Genomic DNA, 21,528 nt, shown 5'->3' on the forward strand with positions numbered 1-21,528 from the left:
CCGGCCATGGAGAACCGCACCCTGCACGCGCTCGGGCTGGCCGAGGCTCCGCGGATGCGTCCGCTGCTGTACCCGGGAGCGTGGCCGCGGGAGTCCGGGCTCCTCGACGGGGACCGTCTGCTGCCGCTGGACCGACTGGTGTACGAGGACCGCTTCCCCGTCCTCGCGGTCGGCTCCAACGCCTGCCCTGGGCAACTGCGGCACAAACTGGACCAGTTCGGCATCACGTCCGCCCTCCCGATGGTGAAGACGCGGGTGACCGGGGTCGACGTGGGCGTCTCCGCGCATGTGAGCCGCATGGGCTACGTGTCCGCGTCCCCGGTCAACGCGCCTGATGCTGTACGGGAGTTGTTCGTCCTCTGGCTCGACGCGGAGCAGCTCGCGATCATCGATGCGAGCGAGGGCGTGCCGCTGCCGGCGGGCAACTTCCACCGCGCCTGGCTGCCCGCACCGGACGTGCGGTTCAAGCTCGCCGACGGCACCACGCTGCCCGGCGCCTACGCGTACGTCAATCGCCACGGCGTCCTGCACGACGGCACCGGGGTGCCGCGCACCCACCCGGGCCAGCGGGCCCTGCTCACCGAACTGCTCGTGGAAGTGCCGCGGTTCCGGGAGCTGTTCGGCGTCACGCCCGAGCAGTTCTGCGCGCGGGCACGGTCCGACCGGTGGCTGTGCGAGCGGGGCACGCGGCTGTTCGTCGAGGAGAAGCTGGTGACGGCTTCCGGGCTGGAGCGGTACGTGGCGGGCTGAGCGGTGTCCGCGGGGCGGTTTCCCGGGCTGCCACTCCGTCAGGGGTGGAGGATTCATGGACGGGATGCCCAGGCCGGGCGTCCGCTGTTCGCGGCAGACTCAGCAGACGGGGAGTCCGGGCACCGGCTCGTCGTTGTCGCCGCCCTTGATGTAGACGTCGCTGACGTAGACATCCGTGTTGCCGCTGTCGTCGTCCGTCTTTGCCCACCAGACGTTGGTCCACTCGCCGTACGTCTCGCGGCGGCCTAGGTTCCGCTGGCAGTAGAAGTAGTTGGTGCCCGCCCTGAGGGCGCCCACCTCGGTGCCGGAGGCGGTGTACGACTTGGCGGTGCGCCAGACGTGGCAGTCGTACTTGCCCGCGCCTTTCGGGTAGCAGGACGGGGCCGGGGTCGTCGCACCGCGGCCGGCTGTCGTCTGTGCGGGAGGCCGGGCCTTCCCGTCGCCCTGGCCGGCGGGCTCGGGGTCGGTCGGGCGGCCGGAGGCGGTGGAGGCCGGTGCGGAGGAGGAGGCCGCGGGCTGCGTACGGGTCGCGTCCGCCCCGGCGTTCGTGTCCGGGCTGTCGGGGGCGTACAGCAGGGTGAGTGCCACGCCGGCCGCGGCCAGGACGACGGCGACGGCCGCGGCGGCCGGCAGGCGGCCTGTGCGGCGGGGCGGGGTGGAGGTGGCGGCGGACATGGAGCCGGTGGGCGCGGATGCGGGAGGCGTGGGCGAACCAGAAGCCTGTGGCGGTCCGACCCCCGGCGGTGCCGCCGGGACACCGCGTTCCGTCTCCGGCCTCGCGGGCGTGGTCACCGGTCCCCGCAGAGTCGTCGTCGGCGTGTCCGTGCCGCTCTCGTCGGCCACCGCCTGCAGCAGCTCGCGCGCCTGGTCGGCCTCCGGGCGGGCCTCGGGCCGCTTGTCCAGCAGGTGCCGGAGCACCGGGCCGAGGAGTCCGGCGCGGCGGGGCTCGGGCAGCGGCTCGGTGACGATCGCGGTGAGGGTGGAGAAGGCCGACGTACGCCGGAAGGGCGAGGCGCCCTCCACCGCCGCGTACAGCGTGGCGCCGAGGGCCCAGATGTCGGAGGCGGGGCCCGGGTCGGCGCCCTGGGCGCGCTCGGGGGCCAGGTAGTCCAGGGAGCCGACGAGTTCGCCGCTGCGGGTGAGGCGTGTGGCCGAGCCGTCGCCCGGGTCCTCCATCGTCGCGATGCCGAAGTCGGTGAGGACCACGCGGCCCGATCGGTCGAGGAGGATGTTGCCGGGCTTGACGTCGCGGTGCGTCACGCCGACGCGGTGGGCGGCGGCCAGGGCGTCCATGACCTTGGCGCCGATCCCGGCGGCCTCGCCAGGGTCCAGGGTGCCGCGCTCGCGCAGCACGTCGTCCAGGGACGGCCCGTCGACGAGCTCCATGACGATGAGCGGGCGGCCGTCCACCTCGGCGATGTCGTGCACGGCGACGACGCCGAGGTGGCGCACCCGGGCCGCCGCACGGGCCTCGCGCTGCATCCGCAGTCGCAGGTCGGCGAGTTCGGGTGCGTCGGCGTCGGTGTAGGTGCGCAGTTCCTTGACGGCGACCTCGCGGCCGAGGACCTCGTCGACGGCTCGCCAGACCACGCCCATGCCGCCGCGCCCCAGTTGGGCCCTGACGCGATAGCGCCCGGCCAGCAGCCGGCCGGCCCCGTCCGCCTGTCCGTACTCCCCCGAAGACACCGCTGCCCCGTTCCTGTGACACCTCGGACACGCCCATGCGTGGCGTACAGCCTACGGGTCGGGACCGACAGGGCGAGCCCGTGCCGCTGGGCACTGTCGTTTGGATCAGGCCGGCCGTGAGGTGCGGTGCGTTGCACGCGACGCCGGGATGATCCAAACGAGTGCCTAGGTGGCGGAGGCGGTGAGGCCACCGCGCCGGGGTGCCGCGAAGCCCTCCAGGTCGGCGCGGGTCAGTCCGGTCAGCCGGGCCACCTCGGCGATGTCGAGGGCGCCGCAGTCCAGGCCGCGGAGCAGGTAGCCGCTGAGGGCCTTGGCGGTGGCGGGCTCGTCCATGACGTCACCGGCGGTCCGGTTCGCATAGCGGGCGAGGCGGGCGGCGGCCTGTTCGAAGCCCTCGCGGTAGAAGGCGAAGACGGCCGCGTACCGGGTGGGGATGTGGCCGGGGTGCATGTCCCAGCCCTGGTAGTAGGCACGGGCGAGGGCGCGGCGGGTGAGGCCGTAGTGCAGGCGCCACGCGGCGTGGACCTTCTCGGTGGGGCCCACCGGCAGGACGTTCGTCGAGCCGTCCGAGAGGCGTACGCCGGTGCCCGCGGCCGCGACCTGCATGATGGCCTTGGCGTGGTCGGCGGCCGGGTGGTCGCTGGCCTGGTGGGCGGCGGAGACGCCGAGGCAGGCGCTGTAGTCGAAGGTGCCGTAGTGCAGTCCGGTGGCGCGGCCCTCGGCGGCCTGGATCATGCGGGCCACGGTCGCCGTGCCGTCGGCGGCGAGGATGGACTGGCTGGTCTCGATCTGGATCTCGAAGCCGATGCGGCCCGGCTCCAGCCCGTGCGCCTCCTCGAACGCCTCCAGCAGGCGCACCATGGCGGTGACCTGCTCGGCGTACGTCACTTTCGGCAGGGTGAGCACCAGCCCGCCGGGCAGGCCGCCGGCCCGCATCAGACCGGTGAGGAAAATGTCGAGGGTACGGATACCCCGCGCGCGTACCGGCGCCTCCATGCACTTCATGCGGATGCCCATGTACGGGGCCGCCGTCCCGTTCTGGTACGCCTCGGCGACGATCCGGGCGGCGCGGGCCGCGGCCTCGTCCTCCTCGGCGTCGGGGCGGTTGCCGTAGCCGTCCTCGAAGTCGACGCGCAGGTCCTCGATCGGCTCGCGCTCCAGTTTGGCGCGCACGCGCGCGTGGACCGGCTCGGCGAGTTCGTCGGCGAGGCCGAGGACGGCGGCGAAGGACGCGGCGTCGGGGGCGTGCTGGTCGAGGGCGGCGAGGGCCTTGTCGCCCCAGGCGCGGACGGTGTCGGCGGCGAAGACATCGCCGGGGACGTAGACGGTGTGGACGGGCTGGCGGGTGCCGGGGTCGCCGGGGTAGCGGCGCTCCAGCTCGGCGTCGACCGGTGCGAGGGAGGCGCTGATCTCCTCGCTGACGGCGCCCGCGAGGCTCGTCGCCACCTTCTCCTGGCCCTGGCCCATTGCCATACCCTCTCGCTTTCCGCTTTACGGAATCAACAATCCGTAGAGCGAAGCTATCTGGGCGGCTTCCCGCTGGTCAACACCCCGTCCACCGCCCGAGCCGCCCCGTGCACTTCCGTCTCCGAGGGCCACTACGCCCTCTTTCGCACTTCGATTCGCCCCTTCATCCTGACTCGTGGGGAGGGACAACATGCCGGACGCCAACAGGATGACTCGTCGCATGGGCCTGAGAACGGCGCTCGCCGCGGCGGCCACCGTGCCGCTCATCGGTACGGTGCCGGCCTCGGCCGCCAAGCACAGCAGCCACCGCCTGCACGTCATGACGTTCAACCTGCGTTTCGCGAGCGCCGCGGAGCCCAACAGCTGGGCCGTGCGCCGCCCGGTGATGCGCGAGCTGTTACGCCGTGAGGAGCCGGATGTCATCGGCACCCAGGAGGGCCTCTACCAGCAGTTGCGGGACATCCGGGCCGATCTGGGGCCGCACTACGACTGGATCGGCACCGGCCGCGAGGGCGGCAGCCGCGACGAGGCCGTGGCGATCTTCTACGACACCCGGCGCCTGGCTCCGGTCGAGCACGACACCTTCTGGCTCTCCGACACGCCCAGAGTGATCGGCTCCAACACCTGGGGCGGCTCGCTCCCCCGGATCGCCACCTGGGTCCGTTTCCGCGATCTACGCGGGGGCGGGCGGGAGTTCCACCTCCTCAACACCCACCTCGACCACGCGAGCCAGTACGCACGCGCGCGTGCCGCCTCGCTCATCGTGGAGCGGATCACGGAGCCAGGCAGCTCCGTGCCGTTCGTCGTGACCGGCGACTTCAACGCGGCGGCCCACAAGAACCCGGTCCACGACACCCTGCTGGCCGCCGGACTCGTCGACACCTGGGACACGGCCGCCGAGCGCGGCAAGCTGTACGCGACCTTCCACGGCTACCAGCCGCTGACGCCGGACGGCGACCGTATCGACTGGATCCTGACCACCCCGGGCGTCAGGACGCACCGGGCGTCGATCAACACCTTCTCGCGGGGCGGCCAGTTCCCGAGCGACCACCTGCCCGTGCAGGCGTCACTGACCCTGGGATGAGCGAGGCCCCCGTGACCGGCGCGGGTCACGGGGGCCTCGTCACAGCCTGCGGTGATCAGCCCTTGCGGGCCTTGATCTCGTCGGTCAGCTGCGGGACGACGTCGAACAGGTCGCCGACGACGCCGTAGTCGACCAGGTCGAAGATCGGGGCCTCGGGGTCCTTGTTGATCGCCACGATCGTCTTCGAGGTCTGCATGCCGGCGCGGTGCTGGATCGCGCCGGAGATGCCGGAGGCGATGTACAGCTGCGGCGAGACCGACTTGCCGGTCTGGCCGACCTGGTTGGTGTGCGGGTACCAGCCCGCGTCCACCGCGGCACGCGAGGCGCCGACGGCCGCGCCGAGGGAGTCGGCGAGACCCTCGATGATCGCGAAGTTCTCCGCGCCGTTGACGCCACGGCCACCGGAGACCACGATCGCGGCCTCGGTCAGCTCGGGGCGGCCCGTCGACTCACGCGGCGTACGGGCGGTGACCTTGGTGCCGGTCGCCTTCTCCGAGAACGTCACCGACAGCGCCTCCACCGCGCCCGCGGCCGGGGCCGGCTCGACCGCTGCGGAGTTCGGCTTGACCGTGATGACCGGGGTGCCCTTGGAGACACGGGACTTGGTGGTGAAGGCGGCGGCGAACACCGACTGCGTGGCCACCGGGCCCTCGTCGCCGGCCTCCAGGTCGACGGCGTCGGTGATGATGCCCGAGCCGATGCGCAGCGCCAGACGCGCGGCGATCTCCTTGCCCTCGGCCGAGGACGGCACCAGCACGGCGGCCGGGGAGACGGCCTCGTACGCGGCCTGCAGGGCATCCACCTTCGGTACGACCAGGTAGTCGGCGTACTCCGAGGCCTCGTGCGTGAGGACCTTCACCGCGCCGTGCTCGGCGAGCGTGGCGGCGGTGTCACCGGCGCCGTTACCGAGGGCGACGGCGACGGGCTCGCCGATGCGGCGGGCCAGGGTCAGCAGCTCCAGCGTGGGCTTGCGGACGGCACCGTCCACGTGGTCGACGTAGACGAGAACTTCAGCCATGGGACTTCTTCTCTCCTGCTTGCGAAGTATGCGGGGCGGTCAGCGATTGCGTGCTCAGATGAACTTCTGGCTCGCGAGGAACTCAGCGAGCTGCTTGCCGCCCTCGCCCTCGTCCTTGACGATCGTGCCGGCCGTGCGGGCCGGACGCTCGGCCGCGGTGTCGACCGTGGTGTAGGCGCCCTCCAGGCCGACCTCCTCGGCCTCGATGTCCAGGTCGGACAGGTCCCAGGACTCCACCGGCTTCTTCTTGGCCGCCATGATCCCCTTGAAGGACGGGTAGCGAGCCTCACCCGACTGGTCCGTCACGGACACGACGGCCGGCAGCGAGGCCTCCAGCTGCTCCGAGGCGGCGTCACCGTCGCGGCGGCCCTTGACCGTGCCGTCCTCGACCGACACCTCGGACAGCAGGGTCACCTGCGGCACGCCCAGACGCTCGGCCAGCAGCGCGGGGACGACGCCCATGGTGCCGTCGGTCGACGCCATGCCGGAGATCACCAGGTCGTAGCCGGCCTTCTCGATCGCCTTGGCCAGGACCAGGGAGGTACCGATCGCGTCGGTGCCGTGCAGGTCGTCGTCCTCGACGTGGATCGCCTTGTCCGCGCCCATCGACAGCGCCTTGCGCAGGGCGTCCTTGGCGTCCTCCGGGCCCACCGTCAGGACGGTGACCTCCACGTCGTCGTCGGAGTTCTCGGAGATCTGCAGCGCCTGCTCGACGGCGTACTCGTCCAGCTCGGAGAGCAGACCGTCCACGTCGTCCCGATCGACGGTCAGGTCATCGGCGAAGTGCCGGTCGCCAGTGGCGTCGGGCACGTACTTCACAGTGACAACGATCCTCAAGCTCACGCCGGCTCTCCTACTGCATCGTCATTTCGGTGCTGCCTGCCTGCAGGCAGCATAGGCGCCTCAAGCGGCCGATCCCGGTCGGGGCGGCCCGCGCTCCGATCGAAATATTACTCGTCAGTACAGCCAGATCGTTCCCGCTAAGCAAGCGCTTTGAACTGTGACCTGTGCAACGCAGCGTAACCGGAACTCGACGGCTTCGCAGGAGGGACGGGGCGTGATCAATCGCGCAGGCCGTTGAAGCGTCCCTGGTGGTACAGCAGGGGACGACCGGGGCCGGCGGGGTCGCCGAGGAGGACCTCGGCCAGCACGATCCGGTGATCCCCGGCGGGCACGCGGCCGACGATCCGGCACACCAGCCAGGCGAGCACGCCGTCGAGGACGGGAACACCCTCGGGACCCTCACGCCAGGCGGTGGCAGCGCCGAAGCGGTCGGCGCCGCTGCGGGCGAAGGTGGCGGCCAGCTCCTGCTGGTGCTCGCCGAGTATGTGGACCCCGACGTGGTCGGTCGCGGAGATCACGGGCCAGCTCGACGCGCCGGTACCGATACCGAAGGAGAGGAGCGGAGGCTCGGCGGAGACCGAGGTGAGGGAGGTGGCGGTGAAGCCGACCGGCCCGCTCTCGCCGCGGGCGGTGATCACGGCGACCCCCGCGGCATGCCGCCGGAAGACGGAGCGCAGCAGGTCGGGGGTGGCGAGATGGACGGTGCCGAGGTCGGGCGTGGCCGTCATGGAGTGTCCTTCTTCAGGGGGTGACGAGCGGGTCCGTGGCTGCTCAGCAGACCTGACAGCGCGCACTCGCGGTACGGACGAGGTCGACGTGCACTCGTCCGACGAGAAGGAGTTCCGAAGGCATACGGTCAGACTGACGATAGGTGGTGCACACAGTCAAGTACGTTCCGGCATATGGGAGATGGCTCACTTTTGACGTGATCGCCATCACACCGCCTCCCCGAGTGCGGCGATCACGTCGGCCTTGCGCGGCTGGCCGGTGGCGCGCCGTACGACGCGGCCGTCGGTGTCGAGGACCAGCACCGTCGGCGTCTTGAGGATGTCCAGGGCGCGGACGAGGTCGAGGTGGGCCTCGGCGTCGAGCTCGACGTGGGCCACGCCCGGCACCATGTCGGCCACTTCGGCAAGGATCCGGCGGGTCGCCCGGCAGGGCGCGCAGAAGGCGCTGGAGAACTGTACGAGCGTGGCCCGTTCGCCGAGTGCCACGCCCAGCTCGGCCGCACCGAGCCGCTCGCCCTCGTCCCGCACGCGCACCGCACTCTCCCGCTCCGCCGCCCTCGCAGCACTCCGTAGGCGCTCGCCGCCGCGAGCACCAGCGCACACACCACCAGTGCGGTCACCTTCCGTGCCAGCGTTCACAAGACTGCGAAGATTCCCGCCTCCCCGGAGCGTTTCCGCTGCGGATTGCTTGATTCCTATGGATATCGGGAGTCGTCGGTCACACGCTCGGACCGGCGGGTGACGGTCCGCGCAGAGTAAGCATCTCGCAAAAGCCCGAGGTGGATCACTGGGCCGACGTGACGAGAATCTCGCCGCCGACGGGCACCAGGACTGGTTCGCGGGGCGTTCTTGGGGCACCATCTGCGACAAGCCGTAAACCTACGGCTGCGTAACTTTCAACTGGGAGTCGCCTTCCCAGGTGAAGAAGGAAGGGTCCAGCCCGCCCATGGCAGAACTCGTCTACCGTCCCGTCGTCGGTTTCGCCCGCACCCTCTTCAAGGTGTGGGACCTCAAGATCGACTGCAAGGGTTCGGAGAACATCCCGCGCTCGGGCGGCGCCGTGCTGGTGAGCAATCACATCAGCTACCTGGATTTCGTCTTCAACGGCCTGGCGGCACTCCCGCAGAAGCGTCTCGTGCGTTTCATGGCGAAGGAGTCCGTGTTCCGGCACCGGATCTCCGGTCCGCTGATGCGCGGGATGAAGCACATCCCGGTCGACCGCAAGCAGGGCGAGGCGGCGTACGCGCACGCCCTGGACTCGCTGAGGTCCGGTGAGATCGTCGGGGTCTTCCCGGAGGCGACGATCTCGCAGTCGTTCACGCTGAAGAGCTTCAAGTCGGGTGCCGCGCGTCTGGCGCAGGAGGCGGGTGTCCCGCTGGTCCCGATGGCGGTGTGGGGCACGCAGCGGCTGTGGACCAAGGGCCACCCGCGCAACTTCAGACGGAGCCACATCCCGATCACGATCCGCGTCGGCGAGGCGATCGAGGCCTCACGCGACAAGTACGCGGGCGCGATCACCCGGCAGCTGCGCGAGCGCGTACAGGATCTCCTGGAAGCCGCACAGCGGGCCTACCCGGTGCGCCCCAAGGACGCCAACGACACCTGGTGGATGCCGGCCCACCTCGGCGGCACGGCGCCGACGCCGGAGGAGGTCCGCGCCGCCGAGGCGCACTGAGCGGTTCAGCCCTGCGGCGGGGTACGCGCCGGGTCGGCGGGGTGGACGGTGATCCGCGCGCCCGGGCTGAACTTCTCCAGCAGCTCGGCGAGTTCGGCGGCCGCGGCCTCGACCTCGGCCGGCGGCATCGGCGCCATGCCCTCCAGGAGGAAGATGCCGGAGACCGTCTCCTCGGTGAGCCGGGTGCGCGGTCCCTGGCGCCAGTTCCAGCGGCGGCAAGTGACGCCGGCGTCGTCGCGCCACACCACCTCCCCCGCGTCCGGGTGCTCGACGGTCTCCTCGCCGCCGGCGACGGTCACGAAGTCCTCGTCCCCGCTGGCGCGAGCCGGGCGCGAGGGCGCGCACCTCGTCGGACACGGTCAGCGCAAGAGTCATGGTCCGCCTTCTCTCAGAGTGCGGTGGGGAGCGTCTGCCACAGGTGTGGCCGGTCGGGGGCAGCCTTGAGGACGCTGAGCACAACCGGATGAGGTGCAGCATATAGAACTGGATAGTCCATTTCATTGGACCCCGGGTCCGGCGTGAACGCCAACCGCTCACCCTCCAGAGAGAACCGGGCGTCCACCCCCGGCTTGTTGCCCCGCGGGTCCTGCCGGTGCCAGGCGCCGTTGAACCGTACGGCGACCAGACCGTGCACCGCCTCGAACTTCTGGTAGCACAGTGCGGTCGGGATGTCCTCGGCCCGCAGCAGCGCGGCCAGCGCGTGGGCCTTGGCGTAACAGATGCCGGTCCCCTGCGCCAGGACATCGGAGGCCCGCCAGGTGACGCGCGGGTCACCGGCGTCCTGTGAGTGCGGAATGGTGTCCCGCACGAACTCGAACGCAACCCGCGCATACTCATACGAGTCTGCCACCCCCGTCGCGAGCCGTGCGGCCGTCTCACGCACCAGGGGATGGTCATGGTCGATCGCCTCGTCAGCGACCAAGTAGGCGGACAGGTCAGGGGTTTCCTGGATCAGCTGCATGCCCGCAGAGCATAGGTATACGGCCGATCGAAGGTCAATGCATTTTCGATCAGCCGTATATCTATGCAGTTAGTCGGGAGCGGCGGCGCTAGCGCGCCATCTCCTCCTTCAGCGCCGCCACGAACGCGTCCACATCCTCCTCGGTGGTGTCGAAGGAGCACATCCAGCGGACGTCACCCGCGGCCTCGTCCCAGAAGTAGAAGCGGAACCGCTTCTGCAGACGCTCGCTCACCTCGTGCGGCAGCCGGGCGAAGACCGCGTTGGCCTGCACCGGGTAAAGGATCTCCACGCCGTGCACCGCGCGCACGCCCTCGGCCAGGCGCTGGGCCATCTCGTTGGAGTGGCGGGCGTTGCGCAGCCACAGGTCCCTGGCGAGCAGGGCCTCGAACTGCACCGAGACGAAGCGCATCTTGGAGGCGAGCTGCATGGACAGCTTGCGCAGGTGCTTCATATGGCTGACGGCGTCCTGGTCGAGGACCACCACCGCCTCACCGAACAGGGCGCCGTTCTTGGTGCCGCCCAGGGAGAGGATGTCGACGCCGACCGCGTTGGTGAACGTCCGCATCGGGACGTTCAGCGTGGCCGCCGCGTTGGCCAGCCGGGAGCCGTCCAGGTGCACCTTCATGCCGCGCGCGTGGGCGTGCTCGCAGATGGCGCGGATCTCCTCCGGTGTGTAGACCGTGCCCAGCTCGGTGGCCTGGGCGATCGAGACGACCTGCGGCATCGCGCGGTGCTCGTCCTCCCAGCCGTACGCCTGCCGGTCGATCAGCTCGGGGGTGAGCTTGCCGTCGGGCGTGGGCACCGTGAGCAGCTTCAGCCCGCCGACCCGCTCCGGTGCACCGCACTCGTCGACGTTGATGTGCGCGCTCTCGGCGCAGATCACCGCACCCCAGCGGTCGGTGACCGCCTGGAGCGCGACGACGTTGGCGCCGGTGCCGTTGAAGACACAGAACGCCTCGGCCGTGGCCCCGAAGTGGCTGCGGATCACCTGCTGGAGGTTCTCGGTGTACACGTCCTCGCCGTACGCGACCTGGTGCCCGCCGTTGGCCAGGGCCAGGGCGGCGAGCACCTCCGGGTGGGCCCCGGCGTAGTTGTCACTGGCGAAACCGCGGACCTCCGGGTCGTGATGGCGACGCGCGTCGGTCTTCGGGGGGTTCACGGCTTCTCGGTCAGCCACAGACGGTTTCCGTTCACTTCCGCGGCGGGCTTCTCCCAGACTCCGGCGATGGCCTCGGCCAGGTCCTTGACGTCCGTGAAGCCCGCGAACTTCGCGTTGGGGCGCTCTGCGCGCATCGCCTCGTGCACCAACGCCTTCACGACCAGGATGGCAGCCGCCGACGTCGGCCCCTCGGGGCCCCCGGCCTTGCGGAAGTAGTCCGCCAGGGCCAGCGTCCACGCCTCGGCGGCGGCCTTGGCGGCGGCGTAGGCGGCGTTGCCCGCGGTGGGCTTGCTGGCTCCCGCGGCGCTGATCAGGACGTACCGGCCGCGGCTGCTGCGCTGCAGTGCCTCGTGGAAGGCGAGGGAGGTGTGCTGCACGGTGCGCACCAGCAGCAGCTCCAGCAGGTCCCAGTCGTCGAGGCTCGTCTTGGTGAAGGTCTCGCTGCCGCGCCAGCCGCCGACGAGGTGGACCAGGCCGTCGACCCGGCCGAAGTCCTTCTCGACGCGGATGGCCCAGTCGCGGGTCGCCTCGCGGTCGAGCAGGTCGACCGTGTCACCGACGACGGTCGCACCGCCGTGCCCGTAGCTGGCCGCGTCCACGGCCTCGGCCAGCCGCTCCGGGTCGTTGTCCGAGCCGATGACGACCGCACCCGCCTCGGCGAGCCGCAGCAGCGTGGCCCGGCCTGCGGGTCCGCCCGCTCCGGCCACCGCGATCACCGCGCCGTTGAGCGCCCCGTTCCCCATGGTCCTCGCCTCCTGAGCAGTGTGGTTGGCGCCGTCGCTCACGCGGCGACCCGCTCGGCGCTGTCCGCCGTGATGCCCTTGGTGGAGGCGATCACGTTCTTCAGCTTCTTCGACAGCGCCTCATAGAACATGCTCAGCGGAAACTCGTCCGGAAGCACGTCATCGACGAGTTTGCGCGGCGGCTGGGTCGTGTCGAGGGCGTCGGGGCCCTTGGCCCACTTGGAGCCGGGGTGCGGGGCGAGGTAGGTGGCGACCAGCTCGTACCCGGCGAACCAGTGGACGAGCTTGGGACGGTCGATGCCGTCGCGGTAGAGCTTCTCGATCTCGGCGCACAGCTGGTTGGTGACCTGCGGGGCGCGCTCCCAGTCGAGGGAGAGCTTGTTGTCGGTCCAGCGCACCACGTCGTGCTTGTGCAGGTAGGCGAAGAGCAGCTGGCCGCCGAGCCCGTCGTAGTTGCGGACGCGCTCACCGGTGACCGGGAAGCGGAACATGCGGTCGAAGAGCATCGCGACCTGCACGTCACGGGCCTGCGGGACGCCGTCGGCCGCCAGCTTCACGGCCTCCCGGAAGGCGGTGAGGTCGCAGCGCAGCTCCTCCAGGCCGTACATCCAGAACGGCTGGCGCTGCTTGATCATGAACGGGTCGAAGGGCAGGTCGCCGTGGCTGTGGGTGCGGTCGTGGACCATGTCCCACAGCACGAAGGCCTCCTCGCAGCGCTTCTGGTCGTGGACCATCGCGGCGACGTCCTCGGGCAGCTCCAGGCCCAGGATGTCGACGGCGGCCGCGGTCACGCGGCGGAAGCGGGCGGCCTCGCGGTCGCAGAAGATGCCGCCCCAGCTGAACCGCTCGGGGGCCTCGCGCACGGCGATCGTCTCGGGGAAGAGCACGGCGGAGTTGGTGTCGTAGCCGGCCGTGAAGTCCTCGAACTTGATGCCGCAGAACAGCGGGTTGTCGTAGCGGGTGCGCTCCAGTTCGGCCAGCCAGTCCGGCCAGACCATGCGCAGCACGACCGCTTCAAGATTCCGGTCCGGGTTGCCGTTCTGCGTGTACATCGGGAAGACGACCAGGTGCTGCAGGCCGTCGGTGCGGTTGGCGGCCGGCTGGAAGGCCAGCAGCGAGTCGAGGAAGTCGGGCACCTGGAAGCCGCTGTCGGCCCAGCGACGCAGGTCCTTCACCAGGGCCTCGTGGTAGGCGCGGTCGTGCGGGAGCAGCGGGGACAGCTCCTGTACGGCCTCGACGACACGCCCGACGGCACGTTCGGCCTCGTCGCGGTCCGGGGCGCCCTCGGCATCGAAGTCGATCGACCCGTCCTTGGACTGCCATGGCCGGATCCGCTCCACGGCATCCTTGAGCACGGGCCACGCCGGGTGCTCCACCACCCTGGCCGCCGGAGGAACCTGCCCCTCCACACCCGTCTGCACAAGAATTTCCGTCATGTCCCATCCTCCACAGGAGAACCTCGCGTAAGGACACCGTATGCATACGGGGTTTCTCTCAGCAAGATGACCTTCCGAAAATTATCCTGCACCACCCCCGCCTTCACCGCAGTTTTTCCTGCCGGACACCAATATGGCGGTGACTGTGCCGTAGCACTTCGGTCGCGCCCCCGATCGCCGTGTACGCGTGGGTCCGGCCGACCGTGGGACCGTTAGGCTGCGGCTGGTGCCAGGCCGCCGTCGACGGAAGCGAGTTGAACTTTGAACTTCCTTACCATCGGTCACCGCGGAGTCATGGGTGTCGAACCCGAGAACACTCTGAGGTCCTTCGTCGCCGCCCAGGAGGCCGGCCTCGACGTCATCGAACTCGATCTGCACCTGAGCAAGGACGGCGCGCTCGTCGTCATGCACGACGCAGACGTGGACCGCACGACCGACGGCACCGGACCGATCGCCGAGAAGACGCTCGCCGAGCTGCGTGCGCTGGACGCGGGGCGCGGGGAGCGGATCCCGGTGTTCGAGGAGGTCCTGGACGCCGTGACGCTGCCGCTGCAGGCCGAGATCAAGGACGTTGCCGCGGCCCGGGCGCTGGCCGAGGTGATGCACGCGCGGAACCTGGCCGGCCGGGTGGAGGTGTCCTCGTTCCACGACGAGGCGATCGCCGAGATCGCCCGGCTCGTGCCGGGGGTACGCACCGCGCTGATCGCCAGCCGCTACGGCACCGACATCGTGGACCGCGCCGTCGAGGCCGGTGCGCGGACCGTCTGCCTCAACATCCGCCGGCTCACCCTGGAGATCGTGGAGCGGGCCCGCAAGGCGGACCTGAGGATCATCGGCTGGGTGGTGAACACCCAGGACCATCTGCGTCTCGTACGGGCCCTCGGGCTGGACGGGGCGACCACCGACCACCCGGAGATCAAGCGCACGGGCCGCTTCACGGCGTGACGGTCAACGGCGCCGGCCGTGGTGCGAGCTCCTTGACCAGCAGCTCGAACTGCAGGTCGTCGCGCTGCGGGATGCCGAAGCGCTCGTCGCCGTACGGGAACGGGGTCATCCGTCCCGTACGGCGGTAGCCGCGGCGCTCGTACCAGGCGATGAGGTCCTCGCGCACGGAGATCACCGTCATGTGCATCTCCTTGGCGCCCCACATCTCGCGGGCCTGCCGCTCCGCCTCCGCGAGGATCACCTTGCCGAGGCCGCCGCCCTGGAGCTGTGGGCTGACCGCGAACATGCCGAAGTAGGCGTGGTCACCGCGATGCTCCAGCTGGCAGCAGGCGACGATCCGCCCGTCCCGCTCGACCGCCAGCAGTCGGCCGTCGGGCGACTTGATGACCTCCAGCACGCCTTCCCGGTCGGTCCGCCGGCCCTCCAGGATGTCCGCCTCGGTGGTCCACCCGACCCGGCTGGAGTCCCCGCGGTACGCCGACTCGATCAGGCCGACCAGTTCGTCCACATCGGCGTCGGTGGCGTCGCGGAAGGTCGGTCGGGTGGCGGGGGACTCCATAGGTGTCTCCGATTCTCGGTCGCGGTTCGGCAAGGACGAGAGCAAGGAGAGAGTAGCGCTGCCACTAGGCTCCGGGTGCATGGTGCACGTACTCAGTAGCCGGACCCTGCTCCGCCCCACCGACCCCGAACGCTCCCGCGTCTTCTACGGCGAACAACTCGGCCTCTCCGTCTACCGCGAGTTCGGTACGGGCCCGGAGCGCGGCACCGTCTACTTCCTGGGTGGTGGCTTCCTGGAGGTCTCGGGCCGCTCCGACACCCCGCCGGATCCGGCCGTGCGGCTGTGGCTGCAGGTCGAGGACGTGGCCGCGGCCCACGACGAACTGCGGGCGAAGGGCGTCGAGATCGTGCGGCCGCCGGTGAAGGAGCCGTGGGGCCTGGTGGAGATGTGGCTCGCGGACCCCGACGGCACGCCGATCGTTCTGGTGGAGGTACCGCCGGACCACCCGATGCGGCACCGGCCGGGAATCTGAGGGTCACCGGGGCCGGCAGCCGCCGATGCGAAGGGGCTGACGGCCGCCGGACCCACCACGAAGTCGGCGTCACCGCAGGCACCACCCCGGCAACCCCCGACACGGACCGGCCACCGACGACCGCCGAACCCTCCGCCGAGAAGCCGGCGTCGCCGGATGCGGCGCGGTCGGCCGCTGCCGATGCGGTGGGCTGCGGGCCGTCCGGTGCCCGGCGGTTCAGGCCGCCGCAGGACGGTGCTCCCAGCCGCGGTCGGTGCGGGTCAGCTCGCGGAATCCGGCCGCGCCGAGGTGGGCGATCGCCGTGCTGTCGGTCTCCGTCTCGTAGGCGAAGAGGCGGTCGACGCCGCACAGGCGCAGCCAGTCGGCGGCCTGGGCGAGCAGCCGGTGCTCCAGGCCCCGGCCGTAGTGCCCGGGGTCGATGTGCAGGTTGCCGATGTCGGCGAGGCCCGCGGCTCGGACGTGCCGTTCGGGGCGCGACAGGGTCGTGTCGACCTCCACGAAGCCGAGGGCGTGTCCGTCGGCGTACGCCGTGAAGCGGGTGCCGCACTCCCCCAGCGTGCGCTCGACCGTCACGCCCGGCCCCGGCTCGTGCGCCGGCAGGTCGGCCACGCGGGCGACGAGGACGACCTCCGTGTGCCCGGCGTGCCGGAAGCCCGCGCCTTCGTACACCGCCCGGATGTGCGGCCAGTTGCGGGGCACGCCGTGGACGACGGGGGCGGGCAATGCGCCGTCGGCGTAACGGACGCGTACGTTCCAGCGGGCGAGCTGGGCCAGGCAGGCGCTCATCAGCAGGTCGGCGGCCTCGTCCGCGTCCGGCCAGAAGGAGGCCGGAGGATGGCACACGAACCAGCCGATCTCGCCGGCGTCCCGACAGCTCTCACCGACCTCGGCGTCGGCCCGGTACCGCAGCAGATGGGCCGCGGCGACGACGTACCGGCGCTGCTCGGCGACGAGCGTCACGCGCTCGCTCACCCACGGGTCGGTGATGAACTCGCCGGGCCGGCGCTCCAGGGCGCTCAGAACGGTGTTCACGGAGACGGAGACACCGGGGACGACAGCGGCGACGTGCGCGTTGATCAGGTCGGTCACCTGGTCGCGGTCGTCGCGGCGGAAAGGGCGCACCGTGAGCGCGGGCATGCGGAAACCTCCGGGCAGGCTGGAGAGACGGGAGGCCGCCATGCGGTGCGGTACGGGGTGAGGGTACGTCGGTGGCGGCGCCGCGCACCAGGGGGTTTCCGTCGGATGGCCGGGGCGCGGGCCGGGGCTTAGCGTGCTTCAGGGGCTCTTCTCCGGTTCTCTGGAAGGAACGCCATGAAGCTCGACAAGCCGGTGACCGGCGGGCCCTGCTGGGCCGAGCTGGGGACCAGCGACCTGGAGGCGGCCAAGCGGTTCTACACGAGGCTGTTCGGCTGGCGTCCCGAGACGGATCCGCGTCAGGAGGCCGGCGGCTACACGGTCGCGCACCTCGGGGACGCCGCGGTGGCCGCGCTGACGCCGCTGTACCAGCCGTCGCAGCCCGTCGCGTGGAACGTGTCGTTCGCCGTGAGCGACGCGGACGCCACCGCACGGGAGGTGACGGCGGCCGGCGGCACGGTCCTGCTCGGTCCGATGGACGTGTTCGACGTGGGCCGCTTCGCGGTGGCCGCCGACCCGACCGGCGCGGTCTTCCAGCTGTGGCAGGCTCGGTCCTTCCCCGGAGCCGGGCTGTTCAACGAACCGGGCGCGCTGGGCTGGGTGGAGCTGCTGACCCGCGAGCCCGAGCGGGCCGTGGACTTCTACACGACGGTCTTCGGCTGGAGCATCGACGGTTCGGAGCAGTACACGCAGTGGGGCGTCGGTGGCGAGGACTTCGGCGGCATGGTGACGATGGACGACAAGTTCCCGCACGAGGTACCGGCGCACTGGCTGCCGTACTTCGCCGTGGCGGACGTCGACGCCACGGCGGCCGACGCGACCCAGGCGGGCGGCACCGTGCTGATGGAGCCGACGTCCGTGCCGGACGGGCCGCGCATCGCGGTGCTGCGGGACCCCCAGGCGGCGGTGTTCGGCGTGTACCGGGCGGGCGACGAGGGCTGAGCCCACCGGACACCGGCGGACGCCGTCCGTTTGCGCTGAAGTGCGCTCCAGCTCCTAACGTCGTGCGCAAGACCAGCCCGGAGGGAAGAGATCGTGCGTTACACACTGTTCGGCAGGACCGGTCTGCGGGTGAGCGAGCTGAGCCTCGGTGCGATGACCATCGGTGACGACTGGGGCTGGGGCGCCGACAAGGAGACCAGTGCGCGGATCGTCGACGCCTACGCGGAGGCGGGCGGCAACTTCGTCGACACCGCCAACAACTACACCGACGGCAGTTCGGAGCGGATCCTCGGCGAGCTGCTGGAGGGGCGGCGCGATGAGTTCGTGCTGGCCAGCAAGTACACCTGCGGGACCCGTGAGGGGGATGTCAACGCGGCGGGCAACCACCGCAAGAACCTGCTCCAGTCGGTGGAGGCGAGTCTGCGGCGGCTGCGCACCGACCGGCTGGACGTGCTGTGGGTGCACGCCCGGGACAACTTCACCCCGGTCGAGGAGGTCATGCGCGCCCTGGACGACCTGGTCCGGACCGGCAAGGTGCTGTACGTCGGCGTCTCCGACTGGCCCGCCTGGGAGATCGCGCAGGCCAGCACCCTGGCCGAGCTGCGGGGGTGGACGGCGTTCGCCGGTTCGCAGCTGCGCTACAACCTGCTGGAGCGCACCCCGGAGCGTGAACTGCTGCCCCAGGCGCGGGCGTTCGACCAGGCCGTGCTGGCCTGGGGGCCGCTGGCGGCCGGACGGCTCACCGGCAAGTACCGGCGGGGCGAGACAGGTCGGCTGGCCGCCTCGGGTGCCGGGGCCGACCCGCGCGAGGAGGCGGTGGTCACCGCCGTGCTGGAGATCGCCGAGCAGGGCGGCTGGAGCCCGGCCCAGGTCGCCCTGGCCTGGCTGCTGTCCCGCCCCGGCAACGTGGTCCCGATCATCGCGGCCACCAAGGAGACCCAGCTCGCCGACAACCTCGCCGCCGTCGACGTCCGCCTCGACGCCGACGCCCTCGCCCGCCTCGACGAGGTGAGCGCGGTACCGCTGGGCTTCCCGCACGACTTCGTCCGGGAACCGGCCATCACCCGCAACATCTACGGCGAACGCTGGTCCGCCATCGACGACCGCCGCTCCACCCACCGCCGCTCGGTGCACGACGTGCTCTGAGACAGGCTGTCCGGGCTCACGCCAGCGGGGTCACCGTCACCCGGTCGACGACCGGCGCGTACGCGGAGCGCTGGCCGTGCGGGTTGCGGGTGACGCCGTCGAAGCCGGGGAGTTCGTCGGCGGTGAAGGTGACGGTGTTGGTGCCCTTCTTCAGGGTGACGGGGACGGACAGCTCCCAGAAGTTGTTGAAGTGGAAGGTGGTGGGGAACAGGACGCGGCGCGGGGCGGCACCGTCGACCGAGACGTCCGCGTGGCGGCAGATCGGGTCGGGGTTGTAGTGCGTGGCGGGGGCCTGCTCACCGTTGGAGTAGCGGATGGTCAGCGCGTGCCGTCCGTCGCGCTCGGCCGTCACCGTCAGCGCGAGCGCGTTGCCGGTCCCGCCGCCGATGCCGTCGACGGCCTTGCCGCCGGTGGCGTACGGGTAGGCGCCGGTGACCCGCGCGGTGCCGGTCAGGACGCCGTCCTCGGCCGGATACACGGTGACCGGCAGCAGTCCGCGGGACGGGCCGGTGCTCAGCCGGTCCACGACGAGACGCTCCGAAGTCGCGGTGACGGTGAGCTTGTTGACGCCCGCGGCCAGGAACAGCGGGACGGGTCCCCGCGCGACGTGCCCGACGTCCTCTCCGTTGACGGTCAGCAGCCCGTCCCCGGGCCCGAGCAGGTCGACGGTCACGCTCGCCTCCCCGTCCCGGTCGGCGTGCACCCAGAAGGTGACGGTGCCGCCCCGGGGCAGTACGGCGGCGCCGGGACCCGAGACGCCGCGATAGGCGTAGTCGACGTGGGCTCCGCCGCCGAGGCAGGCGTACTCGGCCTCGTACAGCGCGGGCGCGGTGACCTGGTCGTCGCGCAGGGCCAGATCGAGCTTGTCGATCACCGCGTCGCCCCGCGTGGTGCCGAGGTCGGGGTCCTGCGCGGCGAGGGTGATCCGGTGCCGGCCGGCGGTCAGCTCGACACGGGTGTCGGTGTGACCCCACACCGCCCACTTGTAGCCGAGCGGCAGCAGCAGTTCGTGCGGGTCCTCGCCGTCCACGCGCAGGAAGACGTTGGTGGGGCCCTGCTCCCGCACCAGGTCGGCCTGGTTGTGGGAGTTGGCGTACACGGCGATGTCGTACGTGCCGTTCTGCGGGACCTCGACGTCGAAGGCGAGCACGCCGTCGGATCCGGTGCGCAGACCGCCCACGTGGTAGCCGCCGGAGGTCGCGAACCGGTCGACGCCGGCCGGGGAGCCCTCGGGGCCGTTCTTCGAGTAACCGCCGCCCGTGTAGGACGCGTCCTCGGCCTCGTACGTCCGCCGCCAGCCGACCGAGGGCGGTGTGAGGGGCGCTCCGTTGCCGCCGGGCGAGAGGATCACATGGTAGGCGGACATCTCGTTCAGGCCGGTGACCGGGAGGGTCACCCTGCCGTCCACGACGGGCAGTTCGTCGTCCCGGAGCCGCAGCGGCTGGGGGCAGAAGCCGACCTGGCCGGTCCACGGGATCTCCTCCAGCCGGACGTGGACGACCGTGCCGAGGACGTCCGGGTCGACGCCCTCGAAGACGACGTCCGCGGCCCCGCCCGCCCCGCCGAACAGCGCCCGCGCCTGCCGCTTGGCCCGGTCGAGCGTGGCGAGGCCCTGCAGCGTGTACTGCACACCCGGGTGCGGCGGGGTGACCTGGACGGTGGTGCCGGTCAGCCGGCCGTAGGAGTTGAACAGCCACCACTGGCCGTTGCCCTTGTTCGCCTCGACCGCCGAGTCGTTGAGGTTGCCGGCGATGTTCCAGTACGCCATGTCGGCGTCGATCTTCGACTCCTCGATGGCGGCGATCCACTGGATCATCTGTCCGGGGACGGACAGGTGGTAGTTGTGCGCGTACTCGTTGATGTTGACGGGCAGCGGGCCGATGCCCAGCTCCCGTTCCATCTCGCGGTACTTGGCGACGTTGGTGCGGACCTCGGCCGGGGAGGACAGCTCGTGCCAGGTGACCACGTCGGGCAGCACGTCGTGGGTCTTGGCGAACTCCAGGAAGTTCCTGACCTCGGGGTAGAGGATGCAGGTGTTGGGACCGGCGATCCGCGCTGCCGGGTGCAGTTCTCTGATCAGGCGGTAAGTCTCCGTCCAGGCCGCGAAGTAGTGCTCCGGGGCATCGCGCCAGGAGGTGCGGTCGTGGCTCCACTCCCCCGTGCCGAACATGTTGCCCTCGGGCTCGTTGAACGGGACGTACACGACATGTGACGCGTATGTGCCACCGAGCGCGAGGACCTGTTCGACCTGCCTGCGGATCCGCGAGCGGAAGTCGGCCAGTCGCTGCTCGCCGGTGGCGCCGGGCCATTCGTAGGGGAAGCCGCGGTAGATGTCCGGCATGTAGACGTAGACGTCCCGGCCTCCGGACTCGACGAAGGCCGGCAGGACCTCCAGGGCGTCGGCGCCGGGGTGCTGGACGCCGTCCTGGGCCTTGGTCGCGAGCGTGCGGACGTACATGCCCTCGACGAGGGTGCGGCTGGGCACGCCGTCGCCGTACAGACCGTAGAGGGATCCGCTCGCTCCGCCGTGGAAGGGGCCTGTCTCGGCACCGAGGTCGATGGTGAGGGTCTCGGGGGTGTCGGCTGCCACGGCATCCCAGCTTTCGTTCGGTATTTCGTACGCCAGTCGATGACTCGAACTGGCCTGGTCGAACGTAAGAGAGTGCCCGGATCACGTCAACGGTCGGTCGGCCTCCGAAACTTCCGAAAGCGCGGCCTGGCGACTCCGGACGGGAGGCGGCGGCCGGGCCACTCGAACCCGGCACGATGAAAGGCGCGAT

19 protein-coding genes and 2 pseudogenes are annotated in these 21,528 nt (G+C 71.0%); 7 read left to right on the forward strand and 14 right to left on the reverse strand.

What is annotated here, in order from left to right; genetic code table 11:
- The first annotated feature begins 6 nt into the window (after positions 1-6).
- Positions 7-750 carry a hypothetical protein gene (locus NW895_RS15680; RefSeq protein WP_289936147.1) on the forward strand — a complete coding sequence of 248 codons (744 nt, stop codon included), beginning with the start codon at positions 7-9 and terminating at the stop codon, positions 748-750.
- Between the two features lie 99 nt (positions 751-849).
- On the opposite strand, the gene NW895_RS15685 is transcribed toward NW895_RS15680, so the two are convergent.
- Together NW895_RS15685 and NW895_RS15690 are read right to left on the reverse strand one after the other, a co-directional pair.
- Positions 850-2,436 (reverse strand): serine/threonine-protein kinase, encoded by a 1,587-nt coding sequence (locus tag NW895_RS15685; RefSeq protein WP_289936148.1) that lies wholly within the window; start codon positions 2,434-2,436, stop codon positions 850-852.
- Between the two features lie 165 nt (positions 2,437-2,601).
- Positions 2,602-3,903 carry an aldolase/citrate lyase family protein gene (locus NW895_RS15690; RefSeq protein WP_289936149.1) on the reverse strand — a complete coding sequence of 434 codons (1,302 nt, stop codon included), beginning with the start codon at positions 3,901-3,903 and terminating at the stop codon, positions 2,602-2,604.
- Between the two features lie 190 nt (positions 3,904-4,093).
- On the opposite strand from NW895_RS15690, the gene NW895_RS15695 reads away from it, so the two are divergent.
- Positions 4,094-4,987 (forward strand): endonuclease/exonuclease/phosphatase family protein, encoded by an 894-nt coding sequence (locus NW895_RS15695; protein WP_289936150.1) that lies wholly within the window; start codon positions 4,094-4,096, stop codon positions 4,985-4,987.
- 55 nt (positions 4,988-5,042) lie between these two features.
- On the opposite strand, the gene NW895_RS15700 is transcribed toward NW895_RS15695, so the two are convergent.
- The 4 genes and pseudogenes from NW895_RS15700 to NW895_RS15715 form a co-directional block, all read right to left on the reverse strand.
- Complete coding sequence (locus tag NW895_RS15700; RefSeq protein WP_289936151.1) at positions 5,043-6,005, reverse strand: electron transfer flavoprotein subunit alpha/FixB family protein; 963 nt, start codon at positions 6,003-6,005, stop codon at positions 5,043-5,045.
- 54 nt (positions 6,006-6,059) lie between these two features.
- Positions 6,060-6,848 carry an electron transfer flavoprotein subunit beta/FixA family protein gene (locus tag NW895_RS15705; protein WP_289936152.1) on the reverse strand — a complete coding sequence of 263 codons (789 nt, stop codon included), beginning with the start codon at positions 6,846-6,848 and terminating at the stop codon, positions 6,060-6,062.
- Positions 6,849-7,066: 218 nt separating this feature from the next.
- Entirely contained in the window at positions 7,067-7,576 is a 510-nt protein-coding gene (locus tag NW895_RS15710; RefSeq protein ID WP_289936153.1) for a flavin reductase family protein, read from the reverse strand.
- Positions 7,577-7,783: 207 nt separating this feature from the next.
- Positions 7,784-8,196 (reverse strand): annotated as a pseudogene (locus NW895_RS15715) (thioredoxin family protein).
- Positions 8,197-8,522: 326 nt separating this feature from the next.
- On the opposite strand from NW895_RS15715, the gene NW895_RS15720 reads away from it, so the two are divergent.
- The gene (locus NW895_RS15720; protein WP_289936154.1) at positions 8,523-9,251 is read left to right on the forward strand and encodes a lysophospholipid acyltransferase family protein; all 729 of its coding nucleotides are present in this window, start codon (positions 8,523-8,525) and stop codon (positions 9,249-9,251) included.
- 5 nt (positions 9,252-9,256) lie between these two features.
- On the opposite strand, the pseudogene NW895_RS15725 reads toward NW895_RS15720, so the two are convergent.
- From NW895_RS15725 to NW895_RS15745, 5 genes and pseudogenes are all read right to left on the reverse strand, one after another.
- Positions 9,257-9,574 (reverse strand): annotated as a pseudogene (locus tag NW895_RS15725) (phenylalanine--tRNA ligase beta subunit-related protein); the annotation flags it as partial.
- Positions 9,575-9,639: 65 nt separating this feature from the next.
- The gene (locus NW895_RS15730) at positions 9,640-10,212 is read right to left on the reverse strand and encodes a transglutaminase domain-containing protein (RefSeq protein WP_289936155.1); all 573 of its coding nucleotides are present in this window, start codon (positions 10,210-10,212) and stop codon (positions 9,640-9,642) included.
- Between the two features lie 88 nt (positions 10,213-10,300).
- Positions 10,301-11,371, reverse strand: coding sequence for a low specificity L-threonine aldolase (locus tag NW895_RS15735; protein ID WP_289936156.1), 1,071 nt, complete (start codon positions 11,369-11,371; stop codon positions 10,301-10,303).
- Positions 11,368-12,114: an SDR family NAD(P)-dependent oxidoreductase gene (locus NW895_RS15740; RefSeq protein ID WP_289936157.1), complete on the reverse strand. Its 747-nt coding sequence runs from the start codon at positions 12,112-12,114 to the stop codon at positions 11,368-11,370. The genes NW895_RS15735 and NW895_RS15740 overlap by 4 nt, the downstream gene beginning before the upstream one ends.
- Before the next feature lie 38 nt (positions 12,115-12,152).
- Positions 12,153-13,550, reverse strand: a complete 1,398-nt coding sequence (locus NW895_RS15745; protein ID WP_289936158.1) for a DUF6421 family protein — start codon at positions 13,548-13,550, stop codon at positions 12,153-12,155.
- A gap of 261 nt (positions 13,551-13,811) precedes the next feature.
- Between NW895_RS15745 and NW895_RS15750 the strand changes: the two genes are divergently transcribed.
- Positions 13,812-14,495, forward strand: a complete 684-nt coding sequence (locus NW895_RS15750; protein WP_289936159.1) for a glycerophosphodiester phosphodiesterase family protein — start codon at positions 13,812-13,814, stop codon at positions 14,493-14,495.
- Here the strand turns inward: NW895_RS15750 and NW895_RS15755 are convergent.
- Complete coding sequence (locus tag NW895_RS15755) at positions 14,485-15,054, reverse strand: GNAT family N-acetyltransferase (RefSeq protein WP_289936160.1); 570 nt, start codon at positions 15,052-15,054, stop codon at positions 14,485-14,487. The two genes, NW895_RS15750 and NW895_RS15755, sit on opposite strands and share 11 nt — an antisense overlap.
- 79 nt (positions 15,055-15,133) lie before the next feature.
- Between NW895_RS15755 and NW895_RS15760 the strand changes: the two genes are divergently transcribed.
- A complete protein-coding gene (locus NW895_RS15760) occupies positions 15,134-15,526 on the forward strand; it encodes a VOC family protein (protein ID WP_289936161.1) in 393 nt (130 codons plus the stop codon).
- 216 nt (positions 15,527-15,742) lie between these two features.
- On the opposite strand, the gene NW895_RS15765 is transcribed toward NW895_RS15760, so the two are convergent.
- The gene (locus tag NW895_RS15765) at positions 15,743-16,663 is read right to left on the reverse strand and encodes a GNAT family N-acetyltransferase (protein ID WP_289936162.1); all 921 of its coding nucleotides are present in this window, start codon (positions 16,661-16,663) and stop codon (positions 15,743-15,745) included.
- Between the two features lie 174 nt (positions 16,664-16,837).
- On the opposite strand from NW895_RS15765, the gene NW895_RS15770 reads away from it, so the two are divergent.
- Together NW895_RS15770 and NW895_RS15775 are read left to right on the forward strand one after the other, a co-directional pair.
- A complete protein-coding gene (locus NW895_RS15770) occupies positions 16,838-17,602 on the forward strand; it encodes a VOC family protein (protein ID WP_289936163.1) in 765 nt (254 codons plus the stop codon).
- Between the two features lie 93 nt (positions 17,603-17,695).
- Positions 17,696-18,748, forward strand: a complete 1,053-nt coding sequence (locus tag NW895_RS15775) for an aldo/keto reductase (RefSeq protein WP_289936164.1) — start codon at positions 17,696-17,698, stop codon at positions 18,746-18,748.
- Between the two features lie 16 nt (positions 18,749-18,764).
- Here the strand turns inward: NW895_RS15775 and NW895_RS15780 are convergent, their stop codons facing one another.
- The gene (locus tag NW895_RS15780) at positions 18,765-21,338 is read right to left on the reverse strand and encodes a cellulosome protein (RefSeq protein WP_289936165.1); all 2,574 of its coding nucleotides are present in this window, start codon (positions 21,336-21,338) and stop codon (positions 18,765-18,767) included.
- Between the last annotated feature and the right edge of the window lie 190 nt (positions 21,339-21,528).

The organism is Streptomyces sp. S.PNR 29 (genome assembly GCF_030386795.1).
In the GTDB taxonomy this organism is placed as follows: Bacteria; Actinomycetota; Actinomycetes; order Streptomycetales; family Streptomycetaceae; genus Streptomyces.

Bases quoted from the DNA above. Each gene is read 5' to 3' on its own strand.
- NW895_RS15680 (WP_289936147.1), top strand. From the start codon at position 7: ATGGAGAACCGCACCCTGCACGCGCTCGGGCTGGCCGAGGCTCCGCGG.
- NW895_RS15690 (WP_289936149.1), bottom strand. From the start codon at position 3,903: ATGGGCCAGGGCCAGGAGAAGGTGGCGACGAGCCTCGCGGGCGCCGTC.
- NW895_RS15695 (WP_289936150.1), top strand. From the start codon at position 4,094: ATGCCGGACGCCAACAGGATGACTCGTCGCATGGGCCTGAGAACGGCG.
- NW895_RS15700 (WP_289936151.1), bottom strand. From the start codon at position 6,005: ATGGCTGAAGTTCTCGTCTACGTCGACCACGTGGACGGTGCCGTCCGC.
- NW895_RS15710 (WP_289936153.1), bottom strand. From the start codon at position 7,576: ATGACGGCCACGCCCGACCTCGGCACCGTCCATCTCGCCACCCCCGAC.
- NW895_RS15720 (WP_289936154.1), top strand. From the start codon at position 8,523: ATGGCAGAACTCGTCTACCGTCCCGTCGTCGGTTTCGCCCGCACCCTC.
- NW895_RS15730 (WP_289936155.1), bottom strand. From the start codon at position 10,212: ATGCAGCTGATCCAGGAAACCCCTGACCTGTCCGCCTACTTGGTCGCT.
- NW895_RS15740 (WP_289936157.1), bottom strand. From the start codon at position 12,114: ATGGGGAACGGGGCGCTCAACGGCGCGGTGATCGCGGTGGCCGGAGCG.
- NW895_RS15745 (WP_289936158.1), bottom strand. From the start codon at position 13,550: ATGACGGAAATTCTTGTGCAGACGGGTGTGGAGGGGCAGGTTCCTCCG.
- NW895_RS15755 (WP_289936160.1), bottom strand. From the start codon at position 15,054: ATGGAGTCCCCCGCCACCCGACCGACCTTCCGCGACGCCACCGACGCC.
- NW895_RS15760 (WP_289936161.1), top strand. From the start codon at position 15,134: ATGGTGCACGTACTCAGTAGCCGGACCCTGCTCCGCCCCACCGACCCC.
- NW895_RS15765 (WP_289936162.1), bottom strand. From the start codon at position 16,663: ATGCCCGCGCTCACGGTGCGCCCTTTCCGCCGCGACGACCGCGACCAG.
- NW895_RS15770 (WP_289936163.1), top strand. From the start codon at position 16,838: ATGAAGCTCGACAAGCCGGTGACCGGCGGGCCCTGCTGGGCCGAGCTG.